Annotated in this window: 16 protein-coding genes; 5 read left to right on the forward strand and 11 right to left on the reverse strand. The window is 70.5% G+C overall.

The genetic code is table 11. From position 1 onward, the window contains the following. Positions 1–134: 134 nt before the first annotated feature. The 5 genes from ftsX to pruA form a co-directional block, all read right to left on the reverse strand. Positions 135–1,010 carry a permease-like cell division protein FtsX gene (gene ftsX, locus ABZT18_RS06730; RefSeq protein ID WP_354995632.1) on the reverse strand — a complete coding sequence of 292 codons (876 nt, stop codon included), beginning with the start codon at positions 1,008–1,010 and terminating at the stop codon, positions 135–137. 67 nt (positions 1,011–1,077) lie between these two features. Next, positions 1,078–1,758: a cell division ATP-binding protein FtsE gene (ftsE, locus tag ABZT18_RS06735; protein ID WP_272615658.1), complete on the reverse strand. Its 681-nt coding sequence runs from the start codon at positions 1,756–1,758 to the stop codon at positions 1,078–1,080. A 118-nt stretch (positions 1,759–1,876) separates the two neighbouring features. Continuing rightward, positions 1,877–2,998 (reverse strand): peptide chain release factor 2, encoded by a 1,122-nt coding sequence (gene prfB, locus ABZT18_RS06740; RefSeq protein WP_354995633.1) that lies wholly within the window; start codon positions 2,996–2,998, stop codon positions 1,877–1,879. 64 nt (positions 2,999–3,062) lie between these two features. Beyond that, on the reverse strand, positions 3,063–3,578 hold the full coding sequence (locus ABZT18_RS06745; protein WP_354995634.1) for a PadR family transcriptional regulator: 516 nt from the start codon (positions 3,576–3,578) through the stop codon (positions 3,063–3,065). 175 nt (positions 3,579–3,753) lie between these two features. Beyond that, positions 3,754–5,382, reverse strand: coding sequence for an L-glutamate gamma-semialdehyde dehydrogenase (pruA, locus tag ABZT18_RS06750; protein ID WP_354995635.1), 1,629 nt, complete (start codon positions 5,380–5,382; stop codon positions 3,754–3,756). 363 nt (positions 5,383–5,745) lie between these two features. Between pruA and ABZT18_RS06755 the strand changes: the two genes are divergently transcribed. Then, complete coding sequence (locus ABZT18_RS06755) at positions 5,746–6,828, forward strand: hypothetical protein (protein ID WP_354995636.1); 1,083 nt, start codon at positions 5,746–5,748, stop codon at positions 6,826–6,828. An 11-nt stretch (positions 6,829–6,839) separates the two neighbouring features. Here the strand turns inward: ABZT18_RS06755 and ABZT18_RS06760 are convergent, their stop codons facing one another. Then, entirely contained in the window at positions 6,840–7,349 is a 510-nt protein-coding gene (locus ABZT18_RS06760; protein WP_354995637.1) for a hypothetical protein, read from the reverse strand. A 218-nt stretch (positions 7,350–7,567) separates the two neighbouring features. Here ABZT18_RS06760 and ABZT18_RS06765 point away from each other — a divergent pair, with 218 nt between their 5' ends. Both ABZT18_RS06765 and ABZT18_RS06770 read left to right on the forward strand, forming a co-directional pair. Then, the gene (locus ABZT18_RS06765; protein ID WP_354995638.1) at positions 7,568–7,795 is read left to right on the forward strand and encodes a helix-turn-helix domain-containing protein; all 228 of its coding nucleotides are present in this window, start codon (positions 7,568–7,570) and stop codon (positions 7,793–7,795) included. A gap of 213 nt (positions 7,796–8,008) precedes the next feature. Then, positions 8,009–8,599: an Rv3235 family protein gene (locus ABZT18_RS06770; protein ID WP_354995639.1), complete on the forward strand. Its 591-nt coding sequence runs from the start codon at positions 8,009–8,011 to the stop codon at positions 8,597–8,599. Between the two features lie 66 nt (positions 8,600–8,665). On the opposite strand, the gene secA is transcribed toward ABZT18_RS06770, so the two are convergent. After that, complete coding sequence (secA, locus tag ABZT18_RS06775; protein ID WP_354995640.1) at positions 8,666–11,593, reverse strand: preprotein translocase subunit SecA; 2,928 nt, start codon at positions 11,591–11,593, stop codon at positions 8,666–8,668. Between the two features lie 168 nt (positions 11,594–11,761). Between secA and ABZT18_RS06780 the strand changes: the two genes are divergently transcribed. Both ABZT18_RS06780 and ABZT18_RS06785 read left to right on the forward strand, forming a co-directional pair. After that, positions 11,762–12,913, forward strand: a complete 1,152-nt coding sequence (locus ABZT18_RS06780) for a GNAT family N-acetyltransferase (RefSeq protein WP_354995641.1) — start codon at positions 11,762–11,764, stop codon at positions 12,911–12,913. Continuing rightward, the gene (locus ABZT18_RS06785; protein WP_354995642.1) at positions 12,910–14,022 is read left to right on the forward strand and encodes a GNAT family N-acetyltransferase; all 1,113 of its coding nucleotides are present in this window, start codon (positions 12,910–12,912) and stop codon (positions 14,020–14,022) included. Before ABZT18_RS06780 ends, ABZT18_RS06785 begins: the two co-directional genes overlap by 4 nt. 67 nt (positions 14,023–14,089) lie before the next feature. Here ABZT18_RS06785 and raiA read toward each other — a convergent pair whose 3' ends face one another. The 4 genes from raiA to mtrB all read right to left on the reverse strand — a co-directional run bounded on the left by raiA (position 14,090) and on the right by mtrB (position 19,251). Continuing rightward, positions 14,090–14,728, reverse strand: a complete 639-nt coding sequence (gene raiA / locus ABZT18_RS06790) for a ribosome-associated translation inhibitor RaiA (RefSeq protein WP_354995643.1) — start codon at positions 14,726–14,728, stop codon at positions 14,090–14,092. Between the two features lie 245 nt (positions 14,729–14,973). Further along, positions 14,974–15,681, reverse strand: a complete 708-nt coding sequence (locus ABZT18_RS06795; RefSeq protein ID WP_354995644.1) for a ComF family protein — start codon at positions 15,679–15,681, stop codon at positions 14,974–14,976. Between the two features lie 4 nt (positions 15,682–15,685). Then, a complete protein-coding gene (locus tag ABZT18_RS06800) occupies positions 15,686–17,497 on the reverse strand; it encodes an LpqB family beta-propeller domain-containing protein (RefSeq protein WP_354995645.1) in 1,812 nt (603 codons plus the stop codon). Further along, positions 17,494–19,251: an MtrAB system histidine kinase MtrB gene (mtrB, locus tag ABZT18_RS06805; RefSeq protein WP_354995646.1), complete on the reverse strand. Its 1,758-nt coding sequence runs from the start codon at positions 19,249–19,251 to the stop codon at positions 17,494–17,496. Before mtrB ends, ABZT18_RS06800 begins: the two co-directional genes overlap by 4 nt. Positions 19,252–19,257 lie beyond the last annotated feature (6 nt).

The following is a 19,257-nucleotide window of genomic DNA, read 5'->3' on the forward strand; positions in this document are numbered from 1 at the left end:
CCGGACGTCCGTGGCCGGGCTCACCCCGGCCGGACAACCGATCATGCTACCTGAATGACAAGGACCCTCCCGCGCCGTTTATTTCCGGCCGCGGGAGGGTCCCCGGGTAGACGACGGGACGACCCGTATGGCGCCTAGACCCGCAGGTAGAAGCGCAGGGTGATCCAGGCCGTGCCCGCGCTGACCAGACCACCGACGCCGGCCATCAGCGGGAAGATGAACAGGATGTCGCCCCAGGTGATCGGCGACAGCAGGCCCTGCAACGCACTCAACGATCCATCGAAGAGCAGGTACTTGGCCGCGATCAGGCCGACCAGGCCGAGCAGCGAGCCGATCAGGCCCGCCACCACCGCCTCCAGCACGAACGGCGCCTGGATGAACCAGTTGGACGCGCCGACCAGCTTCATGACCGCCACCTCACGCCGCTTGCTGTACGCGGCCACCTGAATGGTGTTCGCGACCAGCAGGAGGGCGGCGACCGCCATCACGATGGCTGCGGCCAGGGCGATGTTCTGGATCGAGGTGAGGATGTTGAAGATCTTGTCGAGCAGTCGACTCTGATCGATGATCTCGTCGACACCCGCGGTGTCCTTGTACTGGTCGTAGATGTTCTTGTACTGCTCCGGGTTGTTCAGCCTGAGCCGGAACGCCTCGGGCAGCTGGTCCGGCTTGACCGCGTTCACCAGGTCCGGAGCGTCCTGGTACATCTCCTTGAAGCGCTTGTACGCCTCGTCCTTGTCGACATAGAAGACCTCCTTCACCAGGGGGTCGCTCTTCAGCTTGGTGTCCAGGTCGGTGCGCTCCTGCTCGCTCACCTCCTGTTTCAAGAAGATCGAGACTTCGATGTTCTTGTAGTAGAGGTCCTTCATGTCGTCGACCTGGCGGTACATGAGACCGCTGGCGCCGAGCATGGTCAGCGAGACCGCCATCGTGATGATCATCGCGATGGACATGGTCACGTTGCGCCACAGTCCGACCAGTACCTCGGACAGGACGTATTTCACGCGCATCGGGATTTCCTCCGGGTCTCCGGCATGAAGAGTTCGTCGTCAGGCTGCGCAGGGGTGGAGCGCCGGCTCACCCGTAGACGCCGCGGGCCTGGTCACGCACGACGCGACCGCTCTCAATCTCAACGACGCGGCGGCGCATCTGGTTCACGATGTTGGAGTCGTGGGTGACCATCACGACGGTCGTGCCGGTGCGGTTGATCCGGTCCAGGAGGCGCATGATCTCGATCGAGGTGTCCGGGTCCAGGTTTCCGGTGGGCTCGTCCGCCAGCAGGATCAGCGGGCGGTTCACGAACGCCCGGGCGACGGCGACCCGCTGCTGCTCACCACCGGAGAGCTCGTGCGGGTAGCGGTGCTCCTTGCCACCGAGCCCGACCAGCTCCAGCACCTCCGGCACGACCCGGCGGGCAACCGCCTTGGTCTTGCCGATCACCTCAAGGGCGAACGCCACGTTCTCGTAGGCGGTGCGGTTCGGCAGCAGCCGGAAGTCCTGGAAGACGCAGCCGATCGAGCGCCGGAAGTGGGGTCGCTTCCAGGAACGCATCGACGTGACGTCCTTGCCGTTGACGACGACGCGCCCCTTGTTGGGGGCGACCTCGTGCAGCAGCATTTTGATGATCGTGGACTTGCCGGAGCCTGATGGACCGATGAAGAAGACGAACTCACCCTTCTCGATCGAGACGGACACGTTGTCGAGCGAAGGCCGGGACGCCTTCGGGTACGTCTTCGTCACTTGCTCAAGCTGAATCACGGGTGGTGAGTCTACGCGGTGTAACAACTGAGCCAAGCCCCACGCCCCGCCGATCCGGCGCGAGTCGTCGAATCAGGCCTCTACCTGGAGATCGATGACGCGCTCCGCCCGCGTGTCGTTACGCACCGTCGCCGGCGAGTTGCCGCTGCTTACGCCAGCGGATGCCGGCCTCGATGAAACCGTCCAACTCACCGTCGAAGACCGCGGTCGGATTGCCGGTCTCCTGCTCGGTTCGGAGATCCTTCACCATCTGATACGGGTGCAGGACGTAGGAGCGCATCTGGTCGCCCCACGAGCCGGCGGCGTTCTCCTTGAGACCTTCGAGCTTGGCCTGCTCCTCCTGGCGCTTGCGCTCCAGCAGTCGGGACTGGAGCACGCGCAGTGCGGAGGCCTTGTTCTGCAGTTGGGACTTCTCGTTCTGGCAGGTCACCACGATGCCGCTCGGGATGTGGGTCAGCCGGACCGCCGAGTCGGTGGTGTTGACGCTCTGCCCACCGGGGCCCGACGAGCGGTAGACGTCGATCCGGATCTCGTTCTCGGGGATGTCGATGTGGTCGGTCTGCTCGGTGACCGGCAGGACCTCGACACCCGCGAAGCTGGTCTGCCGGCGGCCCTGGTTGTCAAACGGGCTGATCCGGACCAGGCGGTGCGTGCCCGACTCGACACTGAGCGTGCCGTACGCGTACGGCACCTTGACCGCGAAGGTGGCCGACTTCAGGCCCGCCTCCTCGGCGTACGAGGTCTCGTAGACCTCGGTCGGGTAGCCGTGCCGCTCCGCCCAGCGCAGGTACATCCGCAGCAGCATCTCGGCGAAGTCCGCCGCGTCCACGCCACCGGCGCCGGCCCGGATGGCGACCAGCGCCTCCCGGGAGTCGTACTCGCCGGAGAGCAGGGTGCGGACTTCCATCTCCTGGATGGCCTTGGTCAGCCCGGTGATCTCCGCTTCGACCTCGGTCAGCACGCCCGGGTCGGATTCGGCCTCGGCCAGCTCCAGCAGGATCTTGGCGTCGTCGAGCTGTGAGCGCAGGCTGCCCAGCTTGCTGATCTCGCCGTTGACGTACGACAGCTGCGAGGTCACCTGCTGAGCCTTGGCCTGGTCGTCCCACAGGTCGGGGGCGGACGCCTCCTGCTCAAGGCGGGCCTTGTCCTCGTGGAGTCGGTCGAGGTTGAGGACGGCCTCGATGTTTCGCAGGGTCGCGTCGAGTTCCTTGAGCTGTTCGGCGTAATCGGCAGCGGTCACGACAGACAAGCGTACTTTGCCGTGGGCCGAGCGGCTCGTTCCGTGTCGACGAACCCGCCGGAGGTCACCCGACGGGGGCGGACTTCAACCACGACAGGGCCGCCCGGTGGTAGGCGACGGCGAACTCCAGCGCGCTGGCGTCGTACGTCTCGCCGTCCCGTTTGGCGTTCTTCACCTGCTCCCGGACCTGTGCGAGGGCCTCGGTGTGGTATTCGTTGGCCGAGGCGTACAGGCCCTTCAGCTGACTGGCGGAGTGCAGATTGCCGAAGGCCATCCGGAGCGCTATCGGGTTGCGGATGGTGTCTCGCCCCGGGTTCTCCGTCAGCCAACGGGAAAATGTCCGTTTGCCGCTGGCGGTGAGCGAGTACGGCTGGCTCATCCGCGGCCCCGGCTTGCCGAGCCGCACGAAACCCCGCTCGGCCAGCACCGGCAACTCGCGGTAGACCTGACTGCGGGTCATTGACCAGTACGGCGCCAGACGGCGCTCAGCGGCGGCCATCAACTGACCGCCTGTCATCGGGCCCTCATGGAGGAGCCCGAGCAGGGCCGCCGCCGTAGGGTTGACTCCGGAATCCGCCATGCCCAACACGCTGCCACTTTGCGCACCCGGCGTCCAGGATTTGCCAGTTTGCCACCCGACAGGACTTCCTAAGTGCACTGTCGGCGGCAGACTGTCCGTTGAGGACTATCGATGGGTTGCGACATTCGGCCGACCGCCGGCGGCGTCACGCACGCCGCCGGCGGGTCGTCGCCGGTCAGCCCATGTGGGGGTACGTGTGGTCGGTCGGCGGCACGAAGGTCTCCTTGATCGTCCGCGGCGACACCCAGCGGACCAGGTTGAGCCAGGAGCCCGCCTTGTCGTTGGTGCCGCTGGCCCGGGCGCCACCGAAGGGCTGCTGCCCGACCACCGCGCCGGTCGGCTTGTCGTTGATGTAGAAGTTGCCGGCCGCGTACCGCATGCGCTCGCCGACGGCGTCGACCACCCGGCGGTCGGTGGCGAACACCGAGCCGGTCAGCGCGTACGGGGCGATCGACTCGGCCTGGGCGACCACCTCGTCGAAGCGCGCGTCGTCGAACACGTGCACGCCCAGGATCGGCCCGAAGTACTCGGTGGTGAAGGTCTCGTGCGAGGCGTCGCCGCACTCGAAGAGCGTCGGCCGGACGAAGTACCCGACCGAGTCGTCGGCGGTGCCACCGGCCAGCACCCGGCAGCTGTCGTCGCCGGCGATCAGGTCCAGTGCGGCGGTGTGCCGGGCGAACGCCTTGTCGTCGATCACGGCACCGCCGAAGTTGCTGAAGTCGGCCACGTCGCCGTAGGTCAGCGAGTCGGTGGTGGCGGCCAGCCGGTCGCGCAGCCCACCCTCCCAGATCGAGCGCGGTACGTACGCTCGCGAGGCCGCCGAGCACTTCTGGCCCTGGTATTCATACGCGCCACGGATCAGCGCGGTGTGCAGGGCGTCGACGTCGGCGCTGGTGTGCGCGACCACGAAGTCCTTGCCACCGGTCTCCCCGACCAGGCGCGGGTAGCCCCGGTAGCGGGCGATGTTGTCGCCGACGGTCCGCCACAGCTGCTGGAAGACCTTGGTCGAGCCGGTGAAGTGGATGCCGGCCAGGTCCGGGTCGGCGAGCACGACGTCGGAGACCTCCTCGCCCCGGCCAGTGACCATGTTGATCACGCCGGGCGGCAGGCCGGCGGCCTCGAACAACCGCATGGTGAAGTGCGCGGCGAACTGCTGCGTCGGGCCCGGCTTCCAGATCACCGTGTTGCCCAGCAGGGCCGGCGCCGACGGCAGGTTGCCGGCGATCGCGGTGAAGTTGAACGGAGTGACCGCGTAGACGAAGCCCTCCAGCGGGCGGTGGTCGAAGCGGTTCCAGACGCCGGGCGAGGACGCCGGCTGCTCCTCGAGCAGGCGGCGGGCGAAGTGCACGTTGAACCGGAGGAAGTCGATGAACTCGCAGGCCGCGTCGATCTCCGCCTGGATCGCGGTCTTGGACTGACCGAGCATGGTGGCGGCGTTGAGGGTGTCGCGCCAGGGGCCGGCGAGCAGCTCGGCGGCGCGCAGGAAGATCGCGGCGCGCTCCTCGAAGGGCAGCGCCCGCCACATCGGGGCGGCATCCTTGGCCGCCTTGATCGCGGCGTGGGCGTCGTCGTGGGTGGCGTGCGCGGTCACGCCCAGCACGTGCGCGTGCCGGTGCGGCTGCACCACGTTGATCGGGTCACCGCCGGCCATCCGCTGCTCGCCGCCGATGGTCATCGGCAGGTCGATGCGCTCGGCGGCGAGCTCGGTCAGCCGCCGCTGGAGCCGGTCCCGGTCGGGGCTGCCCGGCTCGTAGTTGCGAACCGGCTCGTTGCGCGGCTCGGGAACGGAGAACACGGCATCCATCAAGGCTCCTGGCGATCTCGACAGCAGTGGCGAAACCGGACCCGCAGGCACCGACCGGACGGCCGGACACCGGACGCCACACGGGAGGGCCGAGCAGCGGCGGGACCTCCCATGATTCTCCCATGGCGGGCTCCACGCGCCACCTCCGCCACCGCCCTCCGCCAAGGACCGGCCCACCCCTCCTCTCCTTACCGGCGACACCCGGACGGGTGACCCGACCGCACACGGGGCGACCCGTCCGCCGAGGAGCCGGGCCGACCCGGGCTACTCCCGGGTCACTCGCGTCCGTCCCGGGGCGGCGGACGGCCCAGCGGGCCCGCGTACCCTGAATGGTCGGTGACCTGCCGCCTCGAAGGGGAGACGATGACCAAGCAGCCCGGCCGCGTCCCGGCCGCGGAGTCGGACGAGTCGGCGGTCGACGCGGCCGGCACCAGCAGTCGGCCGGTGTCCGCGCCCGGCGCGGCGGTGCTCGCCCTGCTGGCGCTCGGGTGGCTGACCGCCATGCTCTGGTCCACGCGAGAGGCCATCACCTCGGCGGCGGCCGGTGTCACCGCGATCAGTCTCTCCGCGTTCGCCCTGCCCGGCGTGATCTCGGCCGCGCTGGTGGCCGGGGCGGCCGTCGCGCTGGCCGTCGGCAACCTGCTGGCCCGCTGGTACGGCGACTGGGCCACCCTGCGCTTCGCCGGGGCGATCGGCGGCGGAATGCTCGTCGGGCTGGCCGCCGCGCTGGCCATCAACCTCACCTACTTCGACACCTCGACCACCAACGTGATCGCCGGCACCACCGCGGCTGCGGCGATCATCGGTGGCGCGGTAGCCGGCGCGCGGACTGCCCCGGCGGTCGGTGCGGTGGTGACCGCCGCACTGGGCACGCTGGCTTTCGTGGTCGCGTTCAGCCGCGCCCGAGACCCGCTGTTCGACCTCTTCGGGGCCGGCGACAGCCAGCAGTCGGTGGTCGACGCCGCCAAGTGGGTGTCCCGCACCGAATCGCTCGTCGCCGGCCTGCTGGCCGGGCTGCTCGCCTTCGGCTACCTGACCTGGGCGAGGCGTCGGGCCGTCCGCCGCGATCCCGAGACCCCGGCGCTGCGCTGGCCGGCGTACCTGCTCGCCGGTGCCGGGCCGGGGCTGCTCCTGCTGCTCGCCGAAGTGATCATCCGGATCGGCGGCCGGTCGCTGCTCGATCTGGCCAGCGCGCTCAGCGAGGCGGACGCGGTGGCGCAGACCTCGCTGGGCACCTCGCGGGTGGACAACGGCATCTGGGTGCTCTTCGTGGGGGCGCTGACCGCGCTCATCGCGTTCGGTCGCACGCTCGGCCCGGCCCACACCGACGACGACGAACCGGCTGACAGCTCAGACACCGCCGCAGGCCAGGTCGACCCGGAGGACGAGCCCATCCCGACCGAGGCATTCGACGCGGACCCGGCCAAGGCGGATCCGTCCCGCTGACGTCGGCCGACTCAGCCGGCCGCGCGTAGCAGCAGGTCCAGCTCTGTCACGTCGTACCACTCCAGCTCGTGGTCCTCGGCGCCGTCGACGGTGAACTGGGCGTCAGGGTCGCCAGCGGCTGCCTCGGCCACCACCTCGGCCGCAGCGGCGACCTCCTCGACCGCGTCCGTGCCGTCCACGTGGAGGGCCGCGACGGCAGCCACCGGCACGGCGTCGGCCAACGTCACCGTGCTGGAACCCAGCTCACCGTCACCCCGCCCGAGCGCGCCCGCCGGCAGGTCGACCGAGACGACGACGCGGCGACGGGGAGCGGTCGGATCGGCCCGGAGCAGGTGCAGCGCGTCCTGGGCGGCCCGGGTGAACGCGACGTACTCCAGCTCCTCCTCGTCGCCCTCGGCGTACCACTCGCGCAGCGCCGGGGTCACGGCGTGCGCCTGGTCGGCGGCCAGCCCGTCCTCACGCAGCCGGGCCAGCATCGGTACGGTCGCCGGCACGTACACCCGGACAAGCTCGTTGGTCACCGGTCGTCTCCCCCCGCTTCGTCCTCCACCGGCGGCCGCCGGCACGGGCGCAGATCATGCCGCACGCCGTGACCGTCATACACCCCGCCTCCGGCCGGTGGAAGTTCCCGGCCGGTGTGTCACGCGCGGTTGGCCTGCCACCCGACCGGCCGGGTGTTGGGCGGCGGGAGCTGTCGGTGGCAAACTGAGCCAAACGACATCAACCCCGGGAGTTATCTGTGGAGCCGAGGTTCCTGCTGCTCTCCGACGTCGCCACCGAGTTGAACGTGTCGGACTCGCAGGTCTACCACATGGTGCGCAGCGGTGAACTGCCGGCGATCAAGATCGGCGGGCGCGGCCAGTGGCGCGTCGAGCGCGCGCGCCTGGAGGAGTACATAGCGCGCAAGTACGACGAGACCGCCGACTGGGTGCACAGCAATCCGCTGGTCGACCGCGACCCCGAGTAGCGAGCCCAGCCCGGCCCGCCCGCGTGATCCACTCCGTATCGCCGAAGTTGGGGTGCCAGGCTGCCGGGATACCGCGATGTCGGCGAAGCGGAGTGGATCACGCGCGCGACAGGTCGCCCTTCCACCCGAGCCATTGACCGGGGCCGCTCCATCACTCAGAATTGATGGTGTCGAAAGCAAACGAAGGCAAACGCAAGATCGACGGAGGCAGCGATGAGCGAGGCGCGACCGGGTCCATCCCGACCACCCGTGCGGCTGCGTCCCGTCCCGCCCATCGACCCGCCGTACGCGGACGAGACCGACGGGCCGTACTGGCCGGCACCGACGCACGGTCAGCTCGCCCTCGACCTGTTCGCCTCGACCCGGCCAGACCCGGTCCGGCCACCGGAGCGCCGGGCAGCTCTCCGGCCGGTGCCCAGCCGGTCCACCACCCACCCCGTCACGCCGTTACCGCCGGCGACCGCCCCGGAGGCCACCCGAGCCGCACATCGCTTCGTCGGCACCTGTCTGGAGGTGGTCAACGGCTACCGTTCGCCGGCGCAGGTGCGGGCACTGCTCGACCCGACCCGGGCGGGTGACCTGCTGACCGAGTTGGCCCGCGCGTCCGGGCGAGCCGGGGCACCTCGTCGCCGCACCGGCCGGCCGGTGGTCCGGCTGCTCCGCCTGCGAGTCTGCGAGCCCCGGGAGGCCGCGGTGGAGGCGGCGGCCGTTCTCACCGGCGCGGGTGGTCGGAGCTGGGCGCTGGCGCTCCGCCTGGAGCATCGCCGAGGCCGCTGGCTCTGCACCGCCCTGCAGGTCCTCTGACCAACCCCGGAGACGCCGACGGGCCCCGGCCTGATCGGCCGGGACCCGTTGGTCAGGTGCTGTCTGTCAGTTGCCGCCGTTGGGGGCGCCGTGGCAGCGCTTGTACTTGCGGCCCGAGCCACACGGGCACGGCGCGTTGCGGGACGGGCCGTTGCTCGCCTCCGCCTGGTTCGGTGCCGACCGGCGGGAGGCGGCCGACGGAACCGCCGGGCCGCGCAGCCCGGAGGCCGGCCGCTGCGGTGCGGACGGCGCGCTCTGCCCCGGCGTCGCCGGAGCACCCGAGGCCGGTCGACCCACACCCAGCGCCGGAGCCTGCTGCTCGGCCTGTTCCACGGCGACCGCGCCAGGGCTGGCCTCACCGTCGATGGTGGGAGCGGAGTATTGCAGGCCCTGCCGCTGCGGAGCGCGGTTGAGGCCCTTGGCCCGGATCTCCACCGGCTTGTCGAGCAGCGTGACCTCGTCCGACCCCGCGTCCGGCTCCGGTTCGGTCACCTGGACGTCGACGTTGTAGAGGAAGCCGACCGTCTCCTCCTTGATGCCCTCCATCATGGTGGCGAACATGTCGAAGCCCTCGCGCTGGTATTCCACCACCGGGTCGCGCTGGGCGTACGCCCGAAGGTTGATGCCCTCCTGGAGGTAGTCCATCTCGTAGAGGTGCTCGCGCCACTTACGGTCGATGACCTGGAGCAGCACCATCCGCTCGAGCTGGCGTACCCCCTCGGTGCCAACCTGCTCCTCACGCCGGTCGTACGCGGCGTTCGCGTCGTCCTTGAGGCGGGCGACCAGGAAGTCGGCGTCCATGCCGGACCGGGAACCGCCGGCCTCCTCCTCCAGCTCCTCGATCGTCACGCCGACCGGGTAGAGCTGCTTGAGGCTGGACCAGAGCTGCTCAAGGTCCCAGTCCTCGCCGTAGCCGTCGGAGGTGGCACCCCGCACGTACGCCTCGACGGTGTCGTCGATCATGTTGCGGACCTGCTCGGAGAGGTCCTCACCGTTGAGCACCCGGAGGCGCTCGGCGTAGACGACCTGGCGCTGCTTGTTGAGCACCTCGTCGTACTTGAGCACGTTCTTGCGGATCTCGGCGTTCTGGCCCTCGATCTGGGCCTGCGCGCTCTTGATCTGCTTGCTGACCATCTTCGACTCGATGGGCACGTCCTCCGGGATGTTGAAGCGCTCCATCACCGCCTCGACCGCGCCGGCCCGGAAGCGCCGCATCAGCTCGTCCTGGAGGGACAGGTAGAAACGGGACTCGCCCGGGTCACCCTGCCGGCCGGCGCGACCGCGCAACTGGTTGTCGATCCGCCGGGACTCGTGCCGCTCGGTGCCCAGCACATACAGGCCGCCGGCGGCGGAGACCTCGTCCGCCTCGGCGTCGCAGGCCTGCTTCCACGTCGGCAGGACCTCCTCCAGCGCCTTGGCGTACTCCTCCTCGTTTTCCAGCGGGTCGAGACCACGCTGGCGCAGCTCGTTCGCGGCAAGGAACTCGGCGTTGCCGCCGAGCAGGATGTCGGTGCCACGGCCGGCCATGTTGGTGGCCACGGTGACCGCACCCTTGCGCCCGGCCTGGGCGATGATCTCGGCCTCCCGGGCGTGGAACTTGGCGTTCAGCACCTCGTGCGGGATGCCCCGGCGGCGCAGCAGCTGGGAGAGGATCTCGGAGTTTTCCACCGAGACGGTGCCGACGAGCACCGGCTGGCCCATCTGGTGCCGCTCGACGATGTCCTCGATGACGGCGTTGAACTTGGCCTTTTCCGTCTTGTAGATGACGTCCGGCCGGTCCGCGCGGACCATCGGGCGGTGGGTCGGGATGGTCACGACGCCGACCTTGTAGACCTTGTTGAACTCGCTCGCCTCGGTCTGCGCCGTACCGGTCATCCCGGACAGCTTGCCGTAGAGGCGGAAGTAGTTCTGGAGGGTGATCGTGGCCAGGGTCTGGTTCTCCTGCTTGATCTCCACCCCCTCCTTGGCCTCGATCGCCTGGTGCATGCCCTCGTTGTAGCGACGACCGTGCAGGATGCGGCCGGTGAACTCGTCGACGATCAGGACCTCACCGTCGCTGACGATGTAGTCCTTGTCGCGCTTGTAGAGCTCCTTGGCCTTGATGGCGTTGTTCAGGTAGCCGACCAGCGGAGTGTTCACCGACTCGTACAGGTTGTCGATGCCGAGCCGGTCCTCGACCTTGGCGACGCCGCGCTCGGTGACCGCGATGGTGCGCTTGGCGTAATCGACCTCGTAGTCGCCCTCGCCGTCGGTGCCGGGCTGGAGCCGGGCCACGACGCCGGCGAACTCGCCGTACCAGCGGGCCGAGTGCTCGGCCGGGCCGGAAATGATCAGCGGGGTGCGTGCCTCGTCGATCAGGATGGAGTCGACCTCGTCGACCACCGCGAAGTTGTGACCCCGCTGGACCAGCTCGTCCTTCGACCAGGCCATGTTGTCGCGCAGGTAGTCGAAGCCGAACTCGTTGTTGGTGCCGTAGGTGATGTCGCACTCGTAGGCGGCCTTGTGGTCGGTGGCCGGCCGGTTGGGCAGCACCACGCCGACGGTCAGCCCGAGGAACTCGTGCACCTGACCCATCCAGGCCGCGTCGCGCTGGGCGAGGTAGTCGTTGACGGTGACCACGTGCACGCCCTCGCCGGAGAGCGCGTTGAGGTAGACGGCCATGACCGAGGTCAGCGTCTTACCCTCACCGGTCTTCATCTCGGCGATGTTGCCGAAGTGCAGCGCCGCGCCGCCCATCACCTGGACGTCGTACGGCCGCTGGCCGAGCACCCGGGCGGACGCCTCGCGGGCCACCGCGAACGCCTCCGGCAACAGGTCGTCGAGGGTCTCGCCGTCGACGAGCCGCTCCCGGAACTGCTCGGTCATGCCGCGCAGTTCCTCGTCGCTGAGGTTGACGTAGTCGTCCTCGATCGAGCTCACGGCAGCGGCGACGGCCTTGAGCCGGCGCACCATGCGGCCCTCGCCCGCGTTAAGGACCTTTTCCAGAATCGACACGGATCAACGCTCCCCTAGACAGTCTCGAACCATCGTAGGCGCTCCATCGGCGCGATGGTCACTGGTGGCGGCGGTCCGCCTCGCCGAACCCGACATAACGCACGCACTGGTTGTGCGCCAAAGGATATCCGGTTACGCCGTCGGCGAACGTTCCGGCACGATGCACGGGTGGAGCCCGTGGAGATCACCGAGGATGGCGTGCTGTTGCGACCCTGGCGGGAGGCCGACGCCGACGCCGTTCACCGAGCGTGCCAGGATCCGGACATTCAGCGCTGGACCAGGGTGCCGCGTCCATATCTGCCGGAACACGCCCACGGGTTCGTCACCGAGTTGAGCGGGCGGGCCTGGGCGGAGGGCACCAGTGCGCCCTTCGCGGTCTGCGACCCGGCGACCGGTGATCTCCTCGGCTCCTGCGGGTTGATCTCCATCGACCGAGCCGGCACCGGTGAGATCGGCTACTGGACAGCCCCCTGGGCGCGCGGGCGGGCAGTGATGGTCCGGGCCACCAGGGCGGTGGCCCGCTGGTCCTTCGACACCCTCGGGCTACGCCGGCTGATCTGGCAGGCCGAGGTGGGCAATCACGCATCCCGTCTGGTCGCACTTCGCGCCGGCTTCCGGATCGACGGCCGGTTGCGGCTGGCCGACCCGGCGCTGCCTCCCGGCGCGGACGGTTGGATCGGGTCGCTGCTGCCCGGCGAGGTGCCCGCTCCCGGGTCGGCCGGGCCGGCCGGTCCGGCCACCCTGGCCGCCCGGAGGGCCGCGGTCTTCGGCCGCCCGCAGCCCATCCTGTTCGCCACGGCCGGGGCCGGCGAGCTGCGGCTGCGGCCGATGGAGGAGCAGGACCTGGACGCCGTGGTGCAGACCTGTCGGGACCCGGAGACCATCCGCTGGACGTCCGTGCCGGACCCGTACGAGCGCGCCGACGCGCAGGGCTACCAGGTCTACAGCCGAGACGCCTGGGCCCGGGGAGACTCCGCCTGCTTCGTGATCGCCGACCCGGATGACCGGTACGCGGGCACGCTCGACCTGCGGCTGTCCCCCGCCGACCCGCTACTGGCCGACGTGGGATTCATGACCGCCCCGGCGTTCCGTGGCCGGGGCTACCTGCCGAGCGCGTTGATCGCGGTCAGCGCCTGGGGTTTCACCACGCTGGGGCTGGCCCGGATCGAGTGGAAGGCGAACGTGGGCAACACCGCCTCCCGCCGGGTGGCGGAGAAGGCGGGCTTCACGTTCGAGGGGATCGCCCGGGGCGGGGTGCAGCACCGGGGCGAGCGTGCCGACGTGTGGGTGGGCGCGCTGCTCGGCAAGGACCTGGCATGACGCTGTTACCGGTCGTGGAGGCGCACGGGGTGCGGCTGCGTCCATTCCGCGCCGAGGACACCGCCGACGTGGTCGACGGCTGCGCGGACCCGCTCACCCAGCGGTTCGTCTCGGGCCTGCCGACGCCGTACACCGAACCGGATGCCCGCTGGTGGATCGACGTGGGCGCCCCGGCGGCCTGGACCGGGGGCGGCGCGGCGTACGCCATCGCGGACCCGGCCACCGACCGACTGCTCGGCGCGGTGGGACTGAACAACCCGGTGCCGGCGCGTGGGCAGGCCGAGATCGGCTACTGGGTGCGGTCGGCGGCGCGTGGGCGCGGAGTGGCCGGCGCGGCCACGCGGGCGCTGAGCGAGCACGCGTTCGCTACCGGGACGGTCCGGTTGGAATTGCTCACCGAGGCGGAGAACGGCCCGAGCCAGCGGGTCGCGCTGGCGGCCGGCTTCGGGTACGAGGGTGTGCGCCGGTCGGCCGGTTCCACCCGCGACGAGGGCCGGCACGATCTGCTGGCCTGGGTACGCCTCGCCGACGATCCGCCCGGCCCGGCCACCCGGCTGCTACCGGACCTGCCCGGCGGGGTGCTCACCGATCAGGTGGTGGCCCTGCGCCGGCTCGCGCCGGACGACGCGGAGCTGATGTACCGGCTGCACAGCCGACCCGAGGTGGTGGCGAACCAGGCGCCGCCCGTGCCGCCGACGCGGGAGGCGATCGCGCGTCGGTGCCGTCTCGCGGAGAGCGGATGGCTGACCGGTGAGATCGCCCGGCTGCTGATCACGGACGTGGCCAGCGGGGAGCCGGCGGGCAGTTGCGGGTTGTCGTTCACCGACGTGGCCGCTGGCGAGGGGTCGGTCGGCTACGCGTTGCTGCCCGGTTGGCGCGGCCGGGGGTATGCGACACGGGCGGTCCGACTGCTCGCGGGCTGGGCGTTCGGCCCAGCCGGTATCGCCCGGCTGACCGCCGGCACGGTGCCGGACAACATCGCGTCGCACCGCGTGCTGGAGCGGGTCGGGTTCCAGCGCGAGGCCCTGCAGCGCGGCCGTCTGCCCGGGCTGGCCGGTGCCCGCCTGGACGACCTGACCTTCGCGCTGCTCCCCTCCGGACTCCGTTGACAGATCATGGAGTTGTGGCGGGCGTTCCCCACCACAACTCCATGATCGACACGGGTCGGGCTACCGGTCAGGTGGCGAGGGAGATGATGCCGTAGTCGTACGCGTGGCGCCGGTAGACGACGCTCGGGCGGCCGGACTCCTTGTCCTGGAACAGGTAGAAGTCGTGGCCGACCAGTTCCATCTCGAACAGCGCGTCGTCGATGGTCATCGGCTCCGCCGGGTGCACCTTCTCCCGGGCGATGTGCCACGGCTGCTGGTCGTCGTACTCCTCCTCGACCCGCTCCGCGACGGCGGTGCCGGCGCGGGCACCGTCACCCGGCGCGCTCAGCGGGGTGGCCACCAGGTCCGCGACCGGCAGGCCCGCGGTGGCCTCGGCGACGGAGATCGGCGCGTGGCGACCTCGGTGTACGCGGCGGCGGTCGGCCGCGCGGCGCAGCCGGGTGTCGAGCTTCGCGATGGCCGCGTCGAGTGCGCTGTAGAAGTCGTTCGTGCAGGCCTCGGCCCGAATCACCGGGCCCCGGGAAACGCAGGTGATCTCCACCCGCTGGCAGTGGTCGGCCTGGCGCGGATTGCGCTCATGAAACAGCTCGACATCGACACGAATAAGTTTGTGGTCGTAGCGTTCGATCTTTGCGAGTTTCTCGGCTACGTGCACCCGGTAATGGTCCGGCACTTCGACGTTTCGGCCCTTGACCACGATGTCCACGTGACCTCCCTTGTTCGGACGGTCTTCGATCCGGTAACCCGGTCGCGCGCCGTGGGGAGACCCGCTGGCGTCGACCGGTTGGTACGGCTACGCCTCCTCTCACCGCCAGGGGCGGGTGGAAAGACCTCCTACCCCCGACAGCGAAACGCTAACTCGTGTTTACCCGGCCGTCACCCCATGTTGCCGAGACCGCCCAGGAATTTTCGCAGCTCATACACCAACGGGTGAAACGGAAACACAGTGGGTTACGAAAGGTATCGTTTTTCGGTCGCCGCGAGCACCGCGGCAACACTCGGTTCCCATCCGGTCGCGGTCAGCACCCGGGCCGCGGCGGCCAGGGTGACGCCGGTGGTGACGATGTCGTCCAGCAGCACCACGACCGGCGCCACGCCCCCGGCACGACCCCCGCCCGGTGCTGTGGAGCGGGGCTGGAAGGCGGCCTCCGCCGCCGCCGCCCGCCCGGCGCTGTCCAGGGTGAGCGAGTCGGGCCGGGGCAGGGCACGCAGCGGACGGTGCACCTGCACCGCCCAGCCGCCCTGGGTGAGCCGGGCCGCACAGTGCCGGGCCAGTCGGTCCAGGTGGTCGCCGTAACGGGACCGGGCCGCCGCCGCAGTGTCCGGGACCGGGACCAGCGCCAACGGACGAGCCGCGCCGACCGCCGCCGCGACGACCTCGGCGAGCAGGGCGCCGAGCGGGCGGGCCAACCCGTGCCGGCCGTGTTCCTTGTAGGTCAGCAGGGCCTCACGCAGCGGGCCGGCGTACGGGCCGAGTGCGACGCAGGACGGCAGGCCCGGCGGGGCGGGGGTCGGGCGGACCGACCGTGGGCGCAGCGCGCCCAGCGCCGTGACACAAGCCGGGCAGACCCCGTGCCGCAGGCCGGGCCGGCGCTCCCGACAGCCCGCACAGTCGACGGGTAGCACCAGGTCGGCGAGGTCCGCCCAGAGCCCGCGCACGGCGTCAGTAGAGGAAGAACGGTGCCGACGGGTTGCTCGCGCGGACGCCGGCCGGTGTCGGGGGGATGTCCCGCACACGGTCGTGCTCGATCCGTTCGAACGGGCTGCTGCGGTAGGCCACCCCGTTCGCCTCGTACATGTACGCCCCGCTGGGCACCCGCACGTTGCGATTGGTCGGGTACGCCGTCAGGTGGTTGACCTTGGCTCCCACGTCGGTCCGCAGGGGCGTCTCCAAGGCGCCGTCCACGCTGATCTCGTAGATCGCCGGCTGGCCCGCCGACCCGGCCACCACCAGCCGGTCCTCCCTGCCCCAGTCGACCGCCGTGAGGCCGGTCAGCGAGGTGACCAACTGTCGGGGCGGGCCGATGGAGACCCCGCCGCCGTCCGGGTTGACCGCCGCCACGTAGAGCCGGCCGCCGGCGATCAGCGCGACCCGCTGGCCGTCCAGCGCGGCGGCCACCGCCGTGACCTGGGGCAGGTTGAGTGGCACCGGGTGCATCCGGGCCGCCTCATCGAACCGGTAGAGCTGCCCGTCGGCCACCACCAGGCCCCGGCCGGGGCGGGAGTCGACCGTACGCAGCCAGACCGGGCGACTGATCGCGGAGTACTCGGTACTGCTGCGGCTGATGACGGAGATTGGTTCCGTGCCCGTGCCCACCGCGAGTCGGTACCGGCTCTTGCTACTGCCGGTGACCACCATCGCGGCGAGTACCCGCTGTTCCTTGGCCAGTGCGAGGTCGGCCGAGACGATGGTGCGGTTGGCCGCGGGCGCCAACGGCACCGCGCCACTCAGTTCGCTGCCGAAGTCGAGCGGATGGATCGCGCCCTCGTACACGCCGAACCGTTGCGGGCTCACGGCGTTCGGGTAGAGGGGCTTGGAGGTCCGCCGCTCGTCCAGGTCCTGCACGGGCTGCGAGTTGTTGCGGACCTTCAACTCCAGCTCGCCCGGCCGGTCGCCCAACGACCAGGCGAGTTGGGTGATCAGCTGGTCGATGCCGTTCTGGTCGTCACCGGACATGTCCAGATTGACCTCCCACCGACCGTTGGCGCCGGTGGCGTTGTTGATCAGCTCGGTGCCGTCGGGCAGCCCGACGACGCCCGGGCGCAACCAGTCGGAGGGGCCGCCGACCAGCCACTTCACCACTTCGTTGACCCGACGCTCGTCCGGCACCGCCAGCGGCCGGTAACGCTGATCGGGCACCAGCCGGGTGCGGTCGGAACTCCAGAAGTAGATCGACTCGTCCTGGTAGTACCGCTTGAGGGCCTCGTCGCTGAGCAGCAGCACGTTCGGCGGGTCGAGGACGTACAGGCCGGCCCGCTCGTCGTTGACATCACTGTCGAACGCCGCGCTGCGCAGCCCGAACTCGTACTGCGTCTCGGTCGCGACCGGAGGAGCCAGGATGCCGTTGGCCCGCAGCACCCCGATCTGCTGCACCGTGATCTTCACGGTGGTGGTCGAGTCACTGTTCAGGGTGTAGACCGCCTCGCGCAGCCGGACCACGTTCAGCGCGACCTCGCTGCCCTTCTTGTCCTGCAGGCTGGGCTTGTCCTCGGGGGCGATGAACGCCTTGACCCGCTCGTACGCCCGGTCCGGCTCGCCGGCGGCGGCGGACAGGAAGTTGCGCACGAACACCTCGTTGAGGCTGCCGCTGGCCGTCCGCGTCGGCGGCTCACTGCCCGGGCCGTCGACGCGGCCGGCCTTCGTCGCAGCCTCGCCCTTGCCGTCCACCCGCACGTCGGACGCCGCCGGGATGCCGCAGCCGGCGCTCAGCAGCACCACCACGCCGAGTGCCCCGAGCAGAGTCGGCCGCCTCATGAGCGCACCTCCGCCCGCTGTGCGTCCCCGCCCGAGGTTGGGCCGATCGCCAGTGCCCCGCCGGTGCCGGGCCCGATGGCCAGCGGACCGCCGTCGCGGGGCCCGCCGAACGGCAGCGCGGCGTCGGCCGGCACCAGCCGCAGTGGCGAGGTGGTCAGCCGGTCACCAGCCCGGGCCGGCAGCGTGAGTCGGAACTGCGCGCCCTGCCCGGGAGCACCCCACGCCTCCAGCCAGCCACCGTGCAACCGGGCGTCCTCCAGGCTGATCGACAGGCCCAGCCCGGTGCCCCCGGTCTGCCGGGCCCGGGACGGGTCCGCCCGCCAGAACCGGTTGAACACCAGCTTCTCCTCGCCCACCTTGAGCCCCACACCACGGTCGCGAACGGTGATCGCCACCGCGGTCTCGTCGACGCCGAGGGTGATCAGCACCGGGCGGGCCTCGCCGTGCTCGACGGCGTTACCGACCAGGTTGCGCAACACCCGCTCGACCCGGCGCGGGTCGACCTCGGCGATCACCGGTGTGCCCGGCAGGTCGAGCTCGATCGGGACGCCCACCCGCTCGGCCAGGCCGGCCAAGCGATCGACGACCCGGTGCACCACCGGCACCAGGTCAGTCGGCTCGGAGTCCAGCATCGCGAAGCCCGCGTCGAAGCGGCTGATCTCCAACAGATCGGTGAGCAGCTCCTCGAACCGGTCCAGTTCGGCCTGGAGCAGCTCGGCGCTGCGGGCCACCGCCGGGTCGAACTCGTCGCGCTCGGCGAAGATCAGGTCAGCGGCCATCCGGACCGTGGTCAGCGGGGTACGCAGCTCGTGCGAGACGTCGGACGTGAAGCGGCGCTGCAACCGGGACATCTCCTCCAGGCGCAGGATCTGCCGTTGCAGGTTGGTGGCCATCTGGTTGAACGAGGCCGCGAGCAGGGCGAGGTCGTCCTCACCGTTGACCACCATGCGCTGGTCGAGCAGCCCGGCGGAGAGCCGCTGGGCGGTCCGTGCGGCGACCCGGACCGGGTTGACCACCAGGCGGGTGACCAGCGCCGCGAGCAGCCCGAGCAGGATCACCAGGGCGACTCCGGTGGCCACCACGGTCGCGCGGGCGTCGGCCGCGGTGGCGTCCTGCCGGGTCAACGGCACCAGGTAGTAGAGCTCGATCTGGCCGAAGCGGGTGGGCACCGGTGAGCCGTAGACCAGGTATTTGGTCGACTCACCGGTGAGCCGCCCGGTGCGGATCTGGCTGGCCACCTTGCCGTCGGCGATCGAGGCCCGCAGCTCCGGGCTGATCAGCGACTGGACGTTCGCGGATGGCGCGGTGCGCGTCTGGATGTCGTTGGGATAGCCGTCGGCCGTGATCGCCACCACCACCCCGCTGGTCTGCTGGGGGTCACCGCCGGCCAGGTAGTTGACCGTGCCGTCGACGGTCTGCTGGAGCTGCGCCGCCTGCGGCTGGCCGTAGAGGGAGACCTGCTTGGCCGCGTAGCTGGCGCCGCTGGTCACCCGCTGGCGGACGTCGCTGCGGGCGTTGTCGAGCAGGATGGTGGTGATCTTGTCAGCGATCAGGAACGCGAAGCCGCCGACCAGCAGGCTGGACGCGACCAGCGTGATGGTCACGACCCGGACCTGGAGCGAGCGGCGCCAGGTCTGGTGCACCCCGGCCACCACCCGGGCGGCCCGGCCGCTCACGGCGCGCCACAAATCCCCGCCGGCGCTGGGCCGGCGGGCAGCCGTGCTCGAAGGGTGCGGGGGCGGAGAGGTCGACACAGTGCG

Source organism: Micromonospora sp. NPDC005291 (genome assembly GCF_040607415.1).
Lineage (GTDB): Bacteria > Actinomycetota > Actinomycetes > Mycobacteriales > Micromonosporaceae > Micromonospora.